Consider the following 14,101-nt stretch of genomic DNA (forward strand, 5'->3'; position numbering starts at 1 on the left):
AAAACCTCAGTTTTGAGTGGAATAGAGCGTAAGTTGCTTCATACGAACGCTGTTCCGATCTCAAAGTGAGGTTTTTTTGTTATTTTTATAGATGATTTGTACCGGATGTACCGGACGCTCTACTTCTTGGCGAACATTTCTTTGGCTTCATCCATGGCCATTTTATTACCGATCGATGAGTAATCGAGCCAAGGTTGTGCCCCAATCGGGTATACATGACCGGCTTTGACTGCTTTCAGACCTTGCCAGATCGGGTTGTTTTGCAGTTCCTTGAACATGGTTTGGGCTTCATCATCCGAATTCACAACCACAAAGATCGCATCTGCATCATAGTCCGGCAAGATTTCACGGGAGACCACTTGATACGGTTTAGTCGAATCGATATCTGTAATCCCTTTGGCAGGAGTCAGACCGAGATCCTCATACAAAATGGGACCCATGGGACGGCGTGTACTGAATACACGCAATTCTTTGGCAGTAACACGGATCGCCATCACAGTACCATCACCAATCGTGTCATGAATCAGAGATTTCACTTCTTCCGTTTCGGTCGCGTAGTCCTGAATGTATTGCTCGGCTTCCTTCTCGCGATTCACGAGTTTGCCAATATCTTTCAGATGGTCACGCCATGTACCGTCATCCAGATTGAAGACATGCACCGGAGCAATTTTTTCGAATTTGGCAATGTCATCACCGGAGAATTCTTCATCCAGATAGATCACATCGGGTTTCAGGGCAAGCAAAGCTTCCATATCCGGGTCTTTCACGGGACCAAGCGGCGTTGTATTTTGAAGACGATCAGCAACATGGGACAGGAAAGCCTTAGCTTCGCCGCCAATAACGGAACCAACCGGAGTAATGCCGAGAGACAGCAGATCATTGGTCAGATGGATCGACATGGAGGCAATACGTTGCTCTCCTGAACTAGCGCTGCTGTCCTGATTTTTGGTTGAAGTATCCGTGGACGAGCTGTCAGAAGCAGATGATGAATTGTTGGCCGTTCCACAAGCTGCGAGCACAAGCACCAGACAGATACTCATGACAAACATAAGATTTTTCTTTAACATGGGTAGTCACATTCTCCTTGAACATCTCTTGGATGTCTTTATTGTTTTTTGAAAAAAAAGATTACTTGCTTCGTACTAAAAGGTACAAAAAGTAAGGTGCACCAATCGCAGCAACCACCACGCCTGCCGGAATGGCGTTAGGCTGAAAGATCGTTCGCCCGATCGTATCAGCGGTCACCAGAATAACCATACCGATGAGCCCGGCAGCAGGAATCAGATGCCGATGCATCGGACCGACAAGTCTACGTGCCAGATGTGGTGCCGCCAGACCGATAAAGCCGATCCCACCAGCCATCGATACACTGACGGCAGACAAAGCCACGGCACAGAGCAGCAAAATAATACGCTGGGATCGAACCGGCGTCCCGATACTGGTTGCGGCAGCATCTCCAAGATTGAAGGCATCGAGCGTTTTGGATCGATTCCAGATATACGAGATACAGAGAACAATCCATGGAAGCAGTGCTTGTACATGAATCCAGTCCCGGCCCCAGACGCTACCTGCCAGCCAGCGAGCGGCAAAGGAATAGGTATCTTCATCCAGTCGCAAGGAGAGATAGAGTGTCAAGGCATGGAATCCTGCCGCTACCGCGATTCCGACCAGGATCAGCTTAATGGGCGATAAGCCGTTGTGACGATCATAAGAGAGCAGCATGATGATTAGGGCGGCGGCAACACTGCCTGCAAAAGCAAACAACGGAATCAGCAAGGCTACAGAGCCATCCATCGTAAAGGAGAGACTAACAAACACCATTAGTCCGAACGCTGCCCCCGCATGTAATCCCAAAATACCCGGGTCCGCCAGTGGATTGCGGGTGATCCCTTGCAAGGCTGCTCCGGCAATACCAAGTCCTGCTCCAGCCAGTACAGTTACAAGGATGCGAGGAAGTCGGTAATCAAACAGTACAATCTGATCATCCGAACTGCCATTACCAAGCAAAGTCTGTAACACAGCCATTGGGGAGAGACGAATGGTTCCCGTGTTCAGGCTGATCACAATAACGGCAATGGCGATGCAGAGCAGCGTGATACTGACAACTATCGAACGTGTACCTCGGGAAGGTGAATTGAAATTCATCACTACAAGGCCCTCCTTTCTTTACGGGCCAGATAGAGGAAGAACGGTACACCAACAAAAGCGACCATAATGCCTACCGCGAGCTCCTCGGGCGGGTTCACGATGCGTGAGCCCAGATCGGCGAGCACCAGCAATATCGCTCCAAGCAGAGAAGACATCGGAATGATGAGTCGATAATCCACACCCACCAGTTTGCGGGAGATATGGGGGATGACGAGTCCGACAAATCCAATCGAGCCTACTGCCGACACGGACACACCAGCCAGCACAACAACCGCTGCGAGGGCGAGAAACCTCGTCCAGCGCAGGTTGATCCCGAGATTAATCGCTACTTCTTCACCGAGTGACATAAGCGATACACGCCGGGCGAGAGGCATAATCAGTACTAGTGTGGCGAGCAGCAGGGGAAGAATCAGCTTGAGATGCCGCCATTCTATTCCGCCAAAACCTCCCGCATACCAGAAGGCCAGATCCTGACTCAGGTCAAAATAAATGGCAACGCCTGTGCTGAGCGAGGTTAACATGGCTGCAATAACGGCTCCGGCAACGGTAAGTCTGATGGAATTCAGACCACCAGGTGCTGCCATTCCAAGCAGGAAGATAAGCAATGTGGCCAGAACAGCCCCCACGAATGATAAAACCATGATCCAGCCGTATGGCAGTCCAGGCCAAAAGGCAAAGCTCAGGGCCACAACAAACGTAGCACCTGCATTGATGCCGAGGATGCCGGTGTCTGCCAACGGATTACGCGTAATGCCCTGCATTAAAGCCCCTGCAACAGCAAAAGCAGCACCGATGATCACCGCAGCAAGGACACGAGGCAGCCGAAGTTCATGAATAATCTGATGCGGTGTCAAAGCTGGGTTGTACTGAAATATGGCAGTCCATACCGTTTCCAGCGTGAGTCCTTTGGCACCTAACGAGATTGCGACAAACATACTTAGCAGCAGTACGACTATGGCAGACAAAAACATAAGGCCAACCGTCCCTGCAGATTTTCGTGAATTGGATGGACGATGTGGCAGTCCCGGATGTTGAATACGGGTCACTCCTTTGGTACCAACAACGCATTTCATTGTTATTGATTATCATTATCAATTAGTGATCATTATAAAATCTTAATTCAGGCCCGTACATGGCATAAATTAAGATTTTGGGAATGGACATTTTTTAGATTACATAAGTGAAGGTTTGTTCGTCAACATCGAGAGCGCTTCATCCAGCTGGATGTTGATGGAATATGGAGCATATACCACCCATGAGTTCCAGTCGATGAGATGTACACGTCCGTTTTTTACCGCAGGATGGCTGTTCCACAGCGGATTCGAAGCCATCTCTTTCAACAGTGTTGCCTTTTCATGCATAGAATTAATCGCCAGTACTAGCACATCTGCCTCCAGTCCGTCCCATTCTCCTGGTGTGAAGGGCAGCCAGTTGAATCCAACGCCGGGTGATTTGCCAGCCAGCTCAGACTGAATCCGCTGAGGCGCGGCCAGTTGCAGGCTGCGGTAAAATACATGGCCGAAATTGCGGTGGCTGTACATCCGTGGACCTTTTGGTGTTAACGTGCCAACGGCAACAGTAATGTGCCCTACCCGTTCCTTGATTTTTTTGCGTGCACGCTCCGTCTTGCGCTCATGTCGATCCAGCCAATCTGTCGCTGCCTGGGTGCGATCCACGATGGATGCAATCTTCTGCAAATGACCGAAGACGTCTGTCTGATTCCAGGGAATGGTGATAATTGGGGCGACATCGCCAATATGCTCCATGGCTTTGGCTGCTGCGTTATCCTTGGTCAGAATTAACTCGGGATTCACATCCAGGAAAGCTTGGCGTCCCTGTTCCCATGGCTCATAGGCGTGGAAGGGCAGCGTTAGCGATTTGGGCATATGAGGCAGGTGGCCCTGAATCTGAGCTGCACATGGCGTGATGCCAAGTGTCATCAGATGATCCGTGTATGGATAGGAGAGCGACACGATATTCCGATGGACCTGCTTCGCATAGGAAGTGGGCGCATAACCTGCATGATTCCGGAAGCGGCGGCTGAAATAGAATTCATCACGGTAACCCACTTCGCGGGCCACATCACGGATACGCAGATCGGAAGTGAGCAGCAATTCTTTGGCCCGATTCATGCGCAGATGGGTGATGTATTCAATCGGATTCTTCTGCATGCGACTCTTGAACAGCTGGGAGTAATAGGACGGGTGCATGTCTGCCAGTTCTGCCAGCCTCACCAACTTGATCTCGTGCATATAGTTTTCCCTCATATATTGAAGGGTTGACCTGAGCCACTGCTCGGGTTCATCCTGTCCTGTTACTACGTCCGATTGGTCTTCCAGAGGCCAGAGCATGTGTAACAGATCCGTCAGGAGGAGTTGGGCTTTCAAACTGGTGTGCGAATCTTCCCTGGTCAGTTGAGTAAGCTGTGCAGCAATCCGTTGTATACCGTAAAATGGACCCTGAATCCAGCCTGTAACAGGTGAACTGAGCTCTCGTTCATAGATTCGTCTGGCTTCCGTTTTCTCCGTAGCTCGATACAGATCGAAGTGAATGATATATAGTTCCATATCATGGTCTTTATCAGCGATCAGTTCGATCGAAGTTCCTGGTGCGCACAGATATGCTGTTTTGCGAACGACGTGGGATTTGGTCCCATTCATGATCAGTTTGCCTGTGAATTTGTGCATATATATGAAGGTATGATGGGCAAGTTCGGTTGCCTGCCAGCGCCATTTCCCATTGACGGTAACATGCTCCGCCTTACGAAGTTCGATTAGGATATCTTTCAGGAATGCATCCAGTTCGGCTTGGGTTGGAGATTCCTTTCCCTGGCTGGAGTTAGCCTGCTCATGTAATGTTTGTGGAGCCATGCTGTTGTGGTCGGTGCCGGGAATGGTAGTCATGGTGCTGTGCAACCTCCTCTCTTTGGAACAGTTAGGTAATGATTGAATCTGGAGCGGATCAAACGGTCAGATGTGTTATCAATAGAACAGGGGTATAAGATCCCTTTATCAGGTGTAATCGATAATTTAACCAGATTGTCGCTGGTTACAAGTATGCTAAGGAGCAAGACCTCTTGGGCCTAGTCTGCTGATAATCTTAGCAAATCTGCTGAAGAATTGAAATGTGCACAGATACATTCGAGGCACTGATGAGCTGGATGAAGCCTGGGTTGGCCATAATCGAAATCGTTTTCTGACGTAAGCGTTTCTTTTTGGTAAAATTAAGGGGATAACATGTTGGCCTGATCTGAATCATGAACCTTTTCAACACCATTTGCAGTAGGGAGGCTTTAATATGACAGAAGTAGTGGGACGGGACAAAGTACGCTGGGGCATTATGGGCACGGGATGGATTGCATCTCAGTTTGCAAAGGATTTGGAACATGCCGGGAACGCAGTGAAAGCAGCGGTAGGTTCACGGACAGCGAGAAGTGCGGAGAAATTTGCAGCTGAATATGGTTTTGCACGCGCTTACGGCTCGTATGATGAAATGCTGCAAGATCCTGATGTGGATATTATCTATGTGGCAACACCTCATCCTGTACATAAGGAGAATGTAATGGCTTGTCTGGAGGCAGGCAAGGCGGTGCTCTGTGAAAAGCCGTTTACGATGAATGCGCGTCAGTTGGAGCAACTGGTGGATACGGCACGGGAGCGCAACCTTTTCCTGATGGAAGGGATGTGGACACGCTTTTTGCCGCCGATCGCTCAAGCCAGAGCATGGATTGCAGAAGGACGGATCGGTGAAGTTCGTTTGGTTCAAGCGGACTTTGGATTCCGTATCGGCTGGGAGCCGGAAGGGCGTTTACTTAACCCGGATCTGGGTGGGGGCGCATTGCTGGACGCAGGGGTGTACCCGATCTCTTTTGCTTCGATGATCTTTGGCGAACAGCCCCAGCATGTCTGGAGTACGGCAAATATCGGTGAGACGGGTGTGGACGAGCAGTTTTCTGTGTTGTTGTCCTATTCCGAGGGGCGTTCTGCATCACTAAGTGCTGCTATTCGTCTGAACCTCAGCAATGAAGCGGTTATATACGGTACGGAAGGCAAGATTCGTTTACCTTTATTCCTGGCAGGTAAAGAAGCCTATCTGCATGTGAATGGTCAGGACGAGCCCGAGAAATTCACGGATGATCGAACATGTATTGGTTATGCTTTTGAGGCAGAAGAAGCAGGACGCTGTATCCTCGAAGGCCGGACGGAGAGCCATACCATTAAACTGGACGAATCTCTGGAAATCATGAAGCTGATGGACACGATTCGGGGCCAGTGGGGATTGCGTTACAAATCGGAGTAAACAGACAGGAGCTGACGTGTGATGGTGAAGATTCTGATATCCGGGTTTGAACCGTTTGGCGGGGATGCGGTGAATCCGACGGGGGCGTTAATGGAAGCTCTTGCAAACGAAGTGGTGGAGGGTGCTGAGCTAAAAACAGTACTGTTGCCCGTGCACTTCAATGAATGTGCAGATCTGCTGATCGCAGAGATGGAAGCCTATCGGCCAGATGTTGTCATCGCCTGTGGGCTGGCCAAGGGCAGAACGTCCATCACACCGGAGCGGATTGCCGTTAATGTCAAAGACATTCCGCCTGGCTCCTACGCGGATAACCAGGGGCAGCGTCCTGTGGACGAGCCGATTGTAGATGGCAGCCCGGACGGTTTGTTCTCCACCTTGCCCATACGTGCCATGGTGAATGACATGTCCGCAGCAGGTATTCCGGCTGCTGTGTCCAATACAGCAGGCACGTATATATGCAACAACACGATGTACCGGGTGCTGGATCATATTCGTGTAGGGAAGCTTCCGATCCGTGCCGGATTTGTACACTTTCCAGCCTCAACAGAGATGGCTGTATTGCAGCCTTCCATCCCTTCGCTGCCTATTCCCGTGATGCTGGATGCGCTGCGGATGATGATTCGCACGGTTGTGGCTGAATCGTAGGTAGTGGTTGGAATCGTTCGGCTGCGGTTGCAGCAGATGAATATGAATTATGGATATGAATCTGAAATATTCAATGAAGGGCTGTCCCATCGTCAAGAATATGACGGTAGGGGACAGCCCTTTTTATGGTGCAAACTAATTGGAATCTGGGTTGCTGTAACTATTGTTTACCAGTAGTTCGACAGACACTCACGCGTGGAAGCGCTACTTGGCGAATGCTGTGAGTTCAGCATAGTAGAGAGAAAGAGAAAGAGAAAGAGAAAGAGAAAATGCTCATGTGACCCAGATGACCCTGTAAAGTCTGATTATATAGTGAGCAGGTAAGCTACGACGACGAAAGTTCCATGAATGAATGAATGAAGGGTTGTGAACTAGGTACACTCGAAAGCACCATATGCAGAACTCTAACGAATCGAGCACACGCTATTCGCCGAAAATACGCACATACCAATTTCTAACGAATCGTAGGATCGTTATTGTGCGAAACTAAGCGAGTTTGTCGACGATATGAACGACTTGTAGCCGAATACGGTGTCTGAGATTCGTTAGAATTCTCATACCACGTTATTCGGCTACATAAGATGCGCTGTGTTCTTTAGATGTAGAGCGAAGAGAAATCACTCACATTAAAGTCATGTTAGATTCGCAACAGATCAAGGTCAAATTCGGGAACAAGTCCTTCTTTCATGGCACGCCCAAGCAGTGCGGTAATTGCGCCATAACCATCATCGCCCAGATTGGCGCTGAATTCGTTAACATACAGGCCGATGTGCTGTGCAGCTACGTCAGGGTCCATTTCTTGGGCATGTTCCATCACGTATGCTCTCGACTCATCCGGGTGCGCCCAAGCATATTCAACGGAGGCACGTGCCCATCCGGCGAGGGCATGAGCATCCATGTTACGACGTGCAATGATTGCTCCAAGCGGAATCGGAAGGCCTGTGTCGCTTTCCCACCAGTTCCCGAGATCTGTCATCAGTTTGAGATCATAGTTCTGGTACGTGAAGCGTGCTTCATGGATGACCAGTCCGGCATCAATCTTGCCGTCCCGAACAGCGGGCATGATCTGGTCGAACGGCATGACAACAATCTCACCTACGCCGCCAGGAACATTTTGCGCTGCCCACAGACGGAACAACAGATATGCTGTCGAGCGTTCACTTGGCACAGCCACCCGTCGTCCAGACAGATAGCTGGGATTGGTCGTGCCATTTGCGGTTAGAACCAGCGGTCCGCATCCTCTGCCGAGTGCGCCTCCAGCAGGAAGCAGAGCATAGTCAGATAACACGTATGGCAGTGCTGCATAAGATATTTTCATCACTTCAGGTGTGTAGGGGCCATCCGGATTTGCTGCCAGACCATTGGTAATATCAATATCAGCATAACGGACATCCAGCTCAGGTGCGCCCGGGATCAACCCGTGCACCCACGCGTGAAAGATAAATGTATCATTTGGACAAGGGGAAAATGCAATTTTCATGATGTAATAACCTCCCGTAAAATGGAACTTGCAGCCTGGAGCGCACCCAGGGCATCCTTGATGCGCCAAGCGTCGCGGTCGCGTGGACCGACCGCGTTGGATATGGCCCGCAGTTCGAGTGCTGGCACGCCGAACTGCTGGGCAGCTGTTGCCACGCCGAAGCCCTCCATGCCTTCGGCGGCGGCATCCGGCACGCGGCGCAATAGCTCCGCAGCCGTCTCCGCGGTCCCGGTCGCCGTGGATACGGTGACCGCAGTGCCTCCGCTGACAGCGAGCCCGGCCCGCTGCAGCTCATGGCGCAGGCGAGCGGCAAGCTCCGCGTCCGCCGCCACAATGGACGAGCCGAATCCGAGCTCGTCCACACGAAGGAAGCCGTCTGGCGTCTGCGAGCCCAGATCGGCGGCAACCATGGCGTCGGCCACCACGAGGGAGCCGACGTCTGCCCGGCCGGGGAACCCGCCGCCGATGCCGGCACTGATCACCAGCATGTAGGCTGGTGAATATCCGGCTCCGGCAAGGGGCCCCGGCCTTGAAGATGTGGCAGATGTCTGTGCCACATCGGATTTGCTTGGCGGGGTGGAACCCTGCGCCAACGCACTCGTGCTTGCAGCCGCTACGGCATATGCCAATGTAGCGGCTGTTCCCGCTGCGGCCGAGGCTGGGCCAACGCCCGCAGCGATGACGTCAAATCGTTCCGCGGCCGTGTCTCCCAAACCGCGGAGGACCGCATCTTTCTCCGCATCAACCGCGGTTACAATTAACACACGTTGTGATGAATTTGTTTGGACCAGACTTGTATCTGAAGTCGTTGTTGCCCTGCTTAATTCTCCTTGTTGGTCACTAGTTTCAAGTGATGCATTCAATTTACTATTCTGCTTTCCATCTTGTCTATGTTCATTCATATCGGATTCTCCTTGTGAGGTATTAGAAGCGTAACATATGCTTCCATAGTATCTTTCTTATAGCAAGCTTCTAGTTACACTTCTTAGGGTTATTACTGACCTCTATATTTCGGTGTAAATGTATAGCTCGAATTATATAAATTAAATTCGAGAATACTTGTCCTCGTGAAAAGGACTTTTTCTCAATTTTGTCTTTCAAAGAGTGGACACTTTTTCTGAAAAGGTACTATCTCCATCCAAGCGAATGAAACACTATATATAGAAAATTTATGGTTGAAATGTTATAAGTGATCTATATGTAGAATGTCGATTCCGGAGTTCTTTTTCATGTCCGTGTCCACCCTTTGAAAGACATATCTACAATATGTATGCTCAGTGCGGACAGTAAGAGCATGCACTTCAAACGAACAGATTAACGATTGAAAAGGCTGAAGACTGCCCCGCTCCAATCAACGCTAATCATATATCGGCCATCGGATTTTTACCAACAAACCAAACGAATAAAGGGCCGAGTCTACATCCGATCCCTATATAGTAGCTCATTTGTGCCCCCCCGAACTTAAAGCAAATGTACAGTCTTGCTAACTCTAATATAGCTGTCTGCTGTAAGGCCAACCGCTGTGCAAGATAATAGATCTATAACGCAACATAACATATATAACGAAATACAGACTTAACGATCAAGGTAAATATGCATAAAAAATTCAAGGTACAGTGATTGTCGAACCCTTCATCTCCATCATAACGGAAGGGGAAAGGCCTGAACAACTTTTGCATGTAATCATGTCAAAAGCGGTAAAGCAAAGGTTTGGGGTAGCCGTATCACTTCAAGTGTTCACATCGTTTCAATTAGCCCGTTTTGCCTCACTTCATGTTAATACCACCCTGATCATACCCCGGCCTCAGCCGAAATGAATCTAATCCAACTAGCTCGATATGTCTAATTAACCATATGGTCAGTCTCTATTTAACGTACTCCGAATAAAACCAGAAGTCAAAGTCAACGGTTGACAATCTGGTTTAACTGTATTAATAATAGTAGTACAGTTAACACGCCTCAAATAGAGTCATTATTCAACCCATATGTAATAAACACATTTTTCGAAAGGAGGTGCGGGATGTTCGAATTAGATGTACGCAGCCGTAAGGCGATCTACGAGCAACTAGTGGACAAAGTCAAAGAAATGATCGTATACGGTATTCTAAAGCCCGACGAGCAGCTTCCTTCCGTTCGTGCGTTATCTACGCAGCTGACTGTGAATCCGAATACGATTCAGAAAGCGTATCGCGAGCTTGAACGTGAAGGTTACATTTATTCTTTGCAGGGAAAAGGAAGCTTCGTATCATCGTCTGTGGAACATCCGAATGAAGCCATGAGAGATGAGATCAGAGAGTCTCTGGTGAAGTTGATTGCAGAAGCTTTGTATTCCGGTTTGAGCAAGGCGGATATGACGCTTTTGTTTGAGGAAGCGATGGCCCGTATAGAGAAGGAGGAGCCTCATGATTGAGCTGAATCAAGTCGTCAAAGCGTTTGAACAGGAGAAGGCAGTAGATGGCGTAACCATGCACATACATAAGGGATCAATTTACGGTTTACTTGGTTCCAACGGGGCAGGCAAGACATCGCTGCTCAAAATGATGGCTGGCATTTACCGTCAGGATAGCGGGACTGTTCGTATTGAAGGAACTGAAATTTATGAAAATATGGATCTCAAAGGCCGTACGATTTTTATGGCCGATGCGCCTTACTTTTTCCCGCAATCTTCAATAACTCAGATGGCTGCATTTTATCGTTCCGTATATCCACGCTGGAATGAGGAACGGTTCAAGCAACTGGCGACCGTGTTTAAACTGGATGTAAAACGCAAGCTACATCGTATGTCCAAAGGCATGCGCCGTCAGGCAGCCGTATGGCTGGGACTTAGCTGTATGCCTGAAGTGCTGCTGATGGATGAGCCGATTGACGGCCTCGACCCGGTCATGCGCCAGCAGATCAAAAACTTGCTGTTCCAGGAAGCAGCTGAGCGTCAGGTAACCATTGTGATCTCGTCCCACAACTTGCGTGAGATCGAAGATCTGTGTGACCATGTGGCGATTATGCACAAAGGCCGAATTATTGTAGAGAAGGATCTCGATGATCTGAAGGCGGATACGCACAAAATCCAGGTCGCTTTCCGCCACCCGGACCATGCCAAAGCCATGGACGAGCAGATTGATATTTTACATGAAGAGAAGCGGGGAAGTGTATCCCTGTATATTGTTAAAGGCAACCGACAACAGGTAACTGATCAATTCCGTGTACATGATCCGTATCTGCTGGATGTACTGCCACTGACATTGGAAGAAATCTTTATCTATGAAATGGAGGACGCAGGGTATGATATTCAACCGATTGTTCTGTAACCGGGGCATCCTGATCCAAAATTTCAGACAGCATGGATGGATAGGCATCCTGTATCTAATCACATTGTTGTTCTCACTTCCGTTATATATCGCTACCGAGTACAGGGACGTGCCACAGCAGATTACAAGTCTTTTTCAAGCCAATGGTGAAGTGCAGATTCTGTTCGCCATTACATTGCCCGTAGCGGCTGGCATCTTTCTTTTTCGGTATATTCAGTCCGGTGCACCTTCTGATCTATTCCATAGTTTGCCGTTACGTCGTAGACATCTATTAACGGTTAATCTGTTGACCGGGTATGCCATGATTTTGCTTCCGATCTGGATTACAACTGCGATTACCGGCTGGGTATGGGCAGTACTGGATCAACCTGCTTTTCTGTTCGATGGCAGTACGATCTGGATGTGGGGCTTGAGCATGAGTATCTACTCGCTGTTTATGTTCATGCTAACTGTAGCGGTCGGCATATGTATTGGGCAATCTGTATTGCAGGGGCTCACCGTATACGCGCTCCTCTTGTTACCTGTTGTCGTATGGTTCATTATGTCACTTCATCTCCAGCATTATTTGCTTGGATATCCGTACGATGAATTGGGACGTAATGCGGAAATGTCACTTGTTCTTCGCATGGCTTCAATCAGTTATTCTCCTATCACTAATGGAGAACTTATAATCTATTCGATATTCGCAATCCTGTTTATTCCTCTGACTTATGTGCTCTATGCGAGAAGACAGGTTGAATCTGCTACGCAAGCAGTTACGTTTACTCTTGTGAAACCTATATTCCGATTTGGTTTAATGTTTACGTTGGTTCTGATTGGCGGAGCTTACTTCACGATTATTGCTCCAAGAGGATCAGCCGGATGGGGAATCTTCGGATATGTTCTTGGTGGAATTGTAGGTTATATCGTTGCCGAGATGATTATTCGCAAAACTTGGCTGATCTGGAGCAGCAGGCTGCTGCCCAAGCTGGTTTTATATGGTGTCATCGCTGGAATGGTACTGTATGTACCTGTTGCTGATTGGAATGGATACGCTGCCCGAGTGCCTGAACTGAACAAGGTTAAAAGTATTAAGCTTGGCGGAGAGCGTTACATCTACAGTAACGGTGTCAATCAGAAGATGGAGGACGGTCACCTCTATTCTAATGATCCGGAATACATGGGGGCAGTTATCGCTCTTCATCAAAAAATTGTGGATTCCGATCTTCCTTTATTGAATGATCCGATCAATCCAGGAATGCGTAATGATGAGTATGTATTTATTAACTACAAGCTGGATAACGGCAAGGTGATGAAACGTAAATACTATATTCCAGAAGCCGAATTCCATCAGGAATTAATGGCTCTGAAACAGTCCCAAGATTACAAAAGAGTCGCCTTTGAAACGTATAAGCTAGAAGAGGATGCACTAAGTTTTGGCATTCGCTCTGCCTTGAGTTCATTCCGGAAGGTGTACATTAGCAATCCGGAGCAAGTCCGTGAGTTCAAGGAACTCTTGAAACAGGACATATTGGATCAGACCTATGAAGAACAACGCTCCCCGTGGCAGTCGTTTGCCTACGCGGAGATGAATCAGGATTCGTCTTCGAAAGATCCATTTCAACCGAAAGAGATGTGGAATTTTGAGATCAAACCTGGCTATGATCGGGTGTTGGCTTGGCTAAAAGAGAACAAATTATACGACCAGTTGCTTGTCCAGGCAGATGAGATTGTCTCTGCTCAGTTTGCGAAACAGGAGATTAACAGTCCGGGTTCGCTTCAGTGGGCGAATCCGCAGCCAGAATATATCGATGGAAGTCTAAGCATCAAGAAGCAGGTCGCAACCCAAAATAAAGAAATCATTAGCGATCTGCTCAAGCGTCAACGATCTGGTTATCTAACAGAGAGAGATACCATCTATCAGATCAAGTTGAATGTAATTCGTGGCGAGAACATCTACATGATGCTGAAAGAAGAGGATCTGACCGAGGAAATGAAAGCTATTTTGGTCAATCAATAAGCTGAGCTGTATAAGATGTTAATTATATGAGGGATGGTTTCACCCGTTGATCGATGGTTTGCTATTAGACCAGTGAGACCAGATTTACTTGACCAGACTCATCGAATGGAATATATTAGAAAAAGGAAAGGTTCGAGCGACTCGTTCAATCGAATCACATATGGAACGGCTTATGAGGGAAGCACCCGTAAGAGCAGGCAAATGCCTGACTTGCGGGTGCTTTTT

At 48.5% G+C, this 14,101-nt stretch carries 11 protein-coding genes; 5 read left to right on the plus strand and 6 right to left on the minus strand.

Annotation, left to right across the window (positions count from 1 at the left end; genetic code table 11):
- Positions 1 to 119: 119 nt before the first annotated feature.
- The 4 genes from AC1S8V_RS05700 to AC1S8V_RS05715 form a co-directional block, all read right to left on the minus strand.
- On the minus strand, positions 120 to 1,067 hold the full coding sequence (locus AC1S8V_RS05700) for an iron-hydroxamate ABC transporter substrate-binding protein (protein ID WP_482072802.1): 948 nt from the start codon (positions 1,065 to 1,067) through the stop codon (positions 120 to 122).
- A gap of 61 nt (positions 1,068 to 1,128) precedes the next feature.
- Positions 1,129 to 2,145 (minus strand): FecCD family ABC transporter permease, encoded by a 1,017-nt coding sequence (locus AC1S8V_RS05705; RefSeq protein WP_482074402.1) that lies wholly within the window; start codon positions 2,143 to 2,145, stop codon positions 1,129 to 1,131.
- 2 nt (positions 2,146 to 2,147) lie between these two features.
- Positions 2,148 to 3,119 (minus strand): FecCD family ABC transporter permease, encoded by a 972-nt coding sequence (locus AC1S8V_RS05710; protein ID WP_482074403.1) that lies wholly within the window; start codon positions 3,117 to 3,119, stop codon positions 2,148 to 2,150.
- A 201-nt stretch (positions 3,120 to 3,320) separates the two neighbouring features.
- Positions 3,321 to 5,051, minus strand: coding sequence for a helix-turn-helix domain-containing protein (locus AC1S8V_RS05715; protein ID WP_482072803.1), 1,731 nt, complete (start codon positions 5,049 to 5,051; stop codon positions 3,321 to 3,323).
- Positions 5,052 to 5,445: 394 nt separating this feature from the next.
- Here AC1S8V_RS05715 and AC1S8V_RS05720 point away from each other — a divergent pair, with 394 nt between their 5' ends.
- Together AC1S8V_RS05720 and AC1S8V_RS05725 are read left to right on the plus strand one after the other, a co-directional pair.
- Positions 5,446 to 6,447 (plus strand): Gfo/Idh/MocA family protein, encoded by a 1,002-nt coding sequence (locus tag AC1S8V_RS05720; protein ID WP_482072804.1) that lies wholly within the window; start codon positions 5,446 to 5,448, stop codon positions 6,445 to 6,447.
- Positions 6,448 to 6,468: 21 nt separating this feature from the next.
- Entirely contained in the window at positions 6,469 to 7,092 is a 624-nt protein-coding gene (locus AC1S8V_RS05725) for a pyroglutamyl-peptidase I (RefSeq protein ID WP_482072805.1), read from the plus strand.
- A gap of 637 nt (positions 7,093 to 7,729) precedes the next feature.
- Here AC1S8V_RS05725 and AC1S8V_RS05730 read toward each other — a convergent pair.
- Together AC1S8V_RS05730 and AC1S8V_RS05735 are read right to left on the minus strand one after the other, a co-directional pair.
- On the minus strand, positions 7,730 to 8,572 hold the full coding sequence (locus AC1S8V_RS05730; protein ID WP_482072806.1) for a 1,4-dihydroxy-6-naphtoate synthase: 843 nt from the start codon (positions 8,570 to 8,572) through the stop codon (positions 7,730 to 7,732).
- On the minus strand, positions 8,569 to 9,474 hold the full coding sequence (locus tag AC1S8V_RS05735; protein ID WP_482072807.1) for a futalosine hydrolase: 906 nt from the start codon (positions 9,472 to 9,474) through the stop codon (positions 8,569 to 8,571). Before AC1S8V_RS05735 ends, AC1S8V_RS05730 begins: the two co-directional genes overlap by 4 nt.
- Positions 9,475 to 10,592: 1,118 nt before the next feature.
- Here AC1S8V_RS05735 and AC1S8V_RS05740 point away from each other — a divergent pair.
- The 3 genes from AC1S8V_RS05740 to AC1S8V_RS05750 are packed head-to-tail and all read left to right on the plus strand — an operon-like array spanning position 10,593 to position 13,876.
- On the plus strand, positions 10,593 to 10,982 hold the full coding sequence (locus AC1S8V_RS05740; protein ID WP_482072808.1) for a GntR family transcriptional regulator: 390 nt from the start codon (positions 10,593 to 10,595) through the stop codon (positions 10,980 to 10,982).
- Entirely contained in the window at positions 10,975 to 11,877 is a 903-nt protein-coding gene (locus tag AC1S8V_RS05745; RefSeq protein WP_482072809.1) for an ABC transporter ATP-binding protein, read from the plus strand. The genes AC1S8V_RS05740 and AC1S8V_RS05745 overlap by 8 nt, the downstream gene beginning before the upstream one ends.
- Positions 11,852 to 13,876: a hypothetical protein gene (locus AC1S8V_RS05750; RefSeq protein ID WP_482072810.1), complete on the plus strand. Its 2,025-nt coding sequence runs from the start codon at positions 11,852 to 11,854 to the stop codon at positions 13,874 to 13,876. Before AC1S8V_RS05745 ends, AC1S8V_RS05750 begins: the two co-directional genes overlap by 26 nt.
- The last annotated feature ends 225 nt before the right edge of the window (positions 13,877 to 14,101 follow it).

Source organism: Paenibacillus sp. B46(2026) (genome assembly GCF_056786355.1).